At 39.3% G+C, this 3,686-nt stretch carries 2 protein-coding genes; both read right to left on the reverse strand.

Annotated features, from left to right (window positions below; all coding sequences use genetic code 11):
• Window positions 1-182: 182 nt before the first annotated feature.
• Window positions 183-1,853, reverse strand: a complete 1,671-nt coding sequence (locus QUB14_RS28240; RefSeq protein WP_333221497.1) for a glycosyltransferase family 39 protein — start codon at window positions 1,851-1,853, stop codon at window positions 183-185.
• A 36-nt stretch (window positions 1,854-1,889) separates the two neighbouring features.
• The gene (locus QUB14_RS28245; protein ID WP_333221500.1) at window positions 1,890-3,506 is read right to left on the reverse strand and encodes a glycosyltransferase family 39 protein; all 1,617 of its coding nucleotides are present in this window, start codon (window positions 3,504-3,506) and stop codon (window positions 1,890-1,892) included.
• Window positions 3,507-3,686 lie beyond the last annotated feature (180 nt).

Here is a 3,686-nt window from a genome sequence, read left to right on the forward strand (position 1 = left end):
TTATGTTCAAGTAAGCAAATCGAAAATTATTTGGCTCACTGCTGTTACTGTACCTCTTAGTCACGCAAAGTGCTGTACTTGCGACATAGTTCTAAAAATACCGTTTATGGTCAGTAGGTCGCAGTGAATAAGACATTTATTTTTTGGTAGCAAACCCGTGTTTTTTGCCTTAATGTTTTAGATTATTTTTTGGTAATTTTCCACAGATTAAGCTCGACATTAGGGTCAGCCGGATCTATTTGATAGTTTTGTTGCTGAATTGCCGATCGCAAAGTAGAGGACGGTCTGTATAAAAACAACTCACTGAAACCGCCGGGAATTGGTGGCGGTTGGGGTTTTTTCTTTGCCAATTCTCGATTTTTGTAGCAAGAAGTGTAACAGCGGGGTTCTATTAGCAGTTTGACTTTTGGTTGTAGGTGATAACTTAAAGGCATGATATGTGCTATATTGGCATCGCTGATAATTAGGGGATTGCTGGCTTGATTGACAGTCCCAGCTACTTCCAAGGCACGCAACCAACCGCTGCCTTTATTCCACCAAATATCTGCTTGAGAACTAACTCCACCGGATATAATACCGGCGGAAAAAACTGCAACTATAACTGTTCTCCACAGTTTTTGCTGTTTTAACTTCTCCAAATTGTTACTAATTTTCGCCGACAGCAGGTAAGCCAGTGCTAGCTGAATTCCCACATAACAAGGAACTAAATATCGCGGATTTGCCGATCGCCTTCCACCCTTGATTAGATCGGGTACTGCTAAAAACAAAGCAGTTGTTGCAATTAATAACAATACAATCAACCACACTCGCTTTGGTGTTTGTCGGTATAAAAAATAAAGGGCATAGCCGACTAAAGCTAGAATCATGATACCAACTGGAATTAGCAAGGCTAGTTGTGTGGCGTTGGCAGTGCCATCAATGCCTATATCAAAAAATGCTATGCTGAGGGAACCAACCCACCTGCTGACTAATCTTAAGTAATTTGTTTGTTCGGCCCATACTGTTGTGCTTCTAACTTGATTGAAGTTTTCTACAGTATTTATGAGGGAAGGCATGAAGCCGATCAAAGCGATTAAAGCTGCTACATAATAGGAAATGAATGTTTTCACATCGCGCCAGTTGGCAATAACTGCGACGTAGATTGCGTGGGCTGCGGCAACGCAGACAAATAACAAATGGGTGTACAATCCCAGTGTTGCTGTGCCTGCATAAAGCGCCCAGGAAAGAACTAAGGCGACAGGATTTTGATTTTCGTCAGAGCGCATTGCTCGCAGCAAGGCTGCACTGGATAAAATAGTAGTTACTGTCCACAAACTGTACTGTCTTGCTTCTTGGGCAAATATGATGTGGTAGGGAGAAATTGCGAAAATTGCGATCGCCATCCACGCTACTGCTGAAGATTCAAATAACTCCCAAGCCAGCCAATAAATTGCGGGAAATACTAGCAGGCTAATCACCGCAGCCAAACTTCTCATTGCGGCAACGGAACTGCCGAACCATTGCGCCCAATATCGCGCTAGTACGTAATACAGAGGGGGGTGTTGGGGGTCTTCTGTTGCTAAAGAATTCAGGGTATCGCTTAAAGTTTTTTCGGAATTTATCTGCTGATATTTTTGTAAATCCGCAGGCGAGGTTATTTTCGGGTACGAAATTTGTTTGATTATTTCGGCTTCGGTGTAGCCCGAAACTCTCAAAGAAGTATATGTTTCGTCGATCCAGTAAAATTTGCGATCGAGATTGGCGAATCGAAATAAAATGCCTATGACTAATACGGCGATAATTAAAAATCGCAGCCACTTGTCCAGTGAAGGGTTATGAGAATTTAGTCGATCGCGATCTTTGGTAGATTCCATTTTAAACAAACTCACCTGCGGTTGCTATATAAAACATCATTTTTTGACTATTTTTCCTAGGATCATTGCGTCATTTTCACCATAGATTGTTTGTATTTTATATTGATTACTTTGGGCAATTTTTGTCTTTAATTCGGGAGAAATACTGTACAAAAATATCTCGTTAAATTTTTCCGGAATTTCAACATTATTTTTAGGTGACATTAGTAATAATTTAGCTTTGGGATCGATTTGGTGACTCATACCGAGTAAATTTCCGATCGTATCTACACTATACTCGGTAAACTCTGTTATAATTAATGGCTTAGAAGCTGAGTTGACTGTGCGGGCGATTCGGATGTTAATATAAGAGCGGTCTTTATTCCACCAATGATCTGCTGACACATAGAGGCAGCAAGACGCAATTCCAATTGAGAGCAGAACAACTAGAGCTAATCTCCACACCTTTTGTAATTGAGTTGTAACTTGAACTTGAGTAAAAAAATAAGCCACACATATCTGGATTCCTAAATAACAGGGAATCATGTAACGAGTGTTGACAGATCGAATCCCTCCCCTAATTAAGTCCGCTGGTAATAAAAATCCTACTATCACGAACGTTAATGTCACAACAAACAACCAAACTCGCATCTCCGTTTTACTTACAAGTAAATAAAAAGAATACCCTACCATTATTAAAATCATTAAAATAACTGGCAGAGTAGATATCAAATAGGGTCGTGGCAAATTCCAGTAAAATCCCACATCAAAAAATTGATTGCTAATGTTCAATAGCCAACTTTTCATCAATTCTGAAACAGGTCTTCTCAGAGACAGCCAGGATGTTTTATCAGTGGCATTGCCCGAATTTTTTATAAAAGCTATAATCCAAGGAGACAGAGCAATCAACCCTGCTATTAATGCTAGCAAATAGCCAATTACCGTCTTGTTAAACCGGAATTTTTCGATAATTAATACATAGATTCCATGTCCTATTGCAACTATTCCAAATAAGAGGTGAGAATAAAATCCAACTACTAATGTTACAGCATAAATTGCCCAACTACTATTAGTTTTTCGGCGCATTCCTCGTAGCAAGACCGCGCTTGACAGTAAAATTAACATGACCAACAAACTGTAAGGTCGAGCTTCCTGAGCATAAACTACCTGAAAAGGCGACACAGCTATTATAGCAACTGCTAACCAAGCTGTCACCGATGACTCAAATAATTCTAAGCCTAGCCAATACATACAAGGTAATGCCAGCACGCTAAAAACCGCCGACAAACTTCTAGTTACTGCGATTGAATCTCCAAAGAGTTGCACCCAGAATCTCACTGCTACAAAGTACAGGGGAGTAAGTTGAGACTCTTCTAATGCCAATCCTTTTACGGTGTAAAAAACGCTTTTCTCTGCATTTATCCGCTGATACTTTTGTAGGCTTTTTATCTCCTTGATTTGACCATCACCAAACTCTTGAATAAATTCAGATTCTGTATAACCGGAAATCCGCAGAGAAGTGTAACCTTCGTCTAGCCAGTAAACTTTTTTTTCGAGATTGGCGAAACGAAAAAATATACCCAGGACTAATATAACTATCATTAAAACTCTCATCCACTTGCCAAGTGAAGGATGCTGATTATTTAGCCTAGCACCATTTTTTGTATATTCCATTTTAAATTTTTAAAGAAATTCAATTATAACAACAGAATAGCCCAGCCCCGACTTCTTTGAACCAAGATAGCATATCAGGGCTATTTCATTCTATTTGAGTAGTGGATATATAGCAATCCTAAATGATTTATGAGATAATAGCCACGATCACTACATAATTTGTATATGTTAGAAGAGTTA

The organism is Microcoleus sp. B3-D2 (assembly GCF_036705345.1).
Taxonomy (GTDB): domain Bacteria; phylum Cyanobacteriota; class Cyanobacteriia; order Cyanobacteriales; family Microcoleaceae; genus Microcoleus.

Excerpts from the sequence above, each read along its gene's own strand:
- QUB14_RS28240 (WP_333221497.1), bottom strand. The coding sequence starts at position 1,853 with ATGGAATCTACCAAAGATCGCGATCGACTAAATTCTCATAACCCTTCA.
- QUB14_RS28245 (WP_333221500.1), bottom strand. The coding sequence starts at position 3,506 with ATGGAATATACAAAAAATGGTGCTAGGCTAAATAATCAGCATCCTTCA.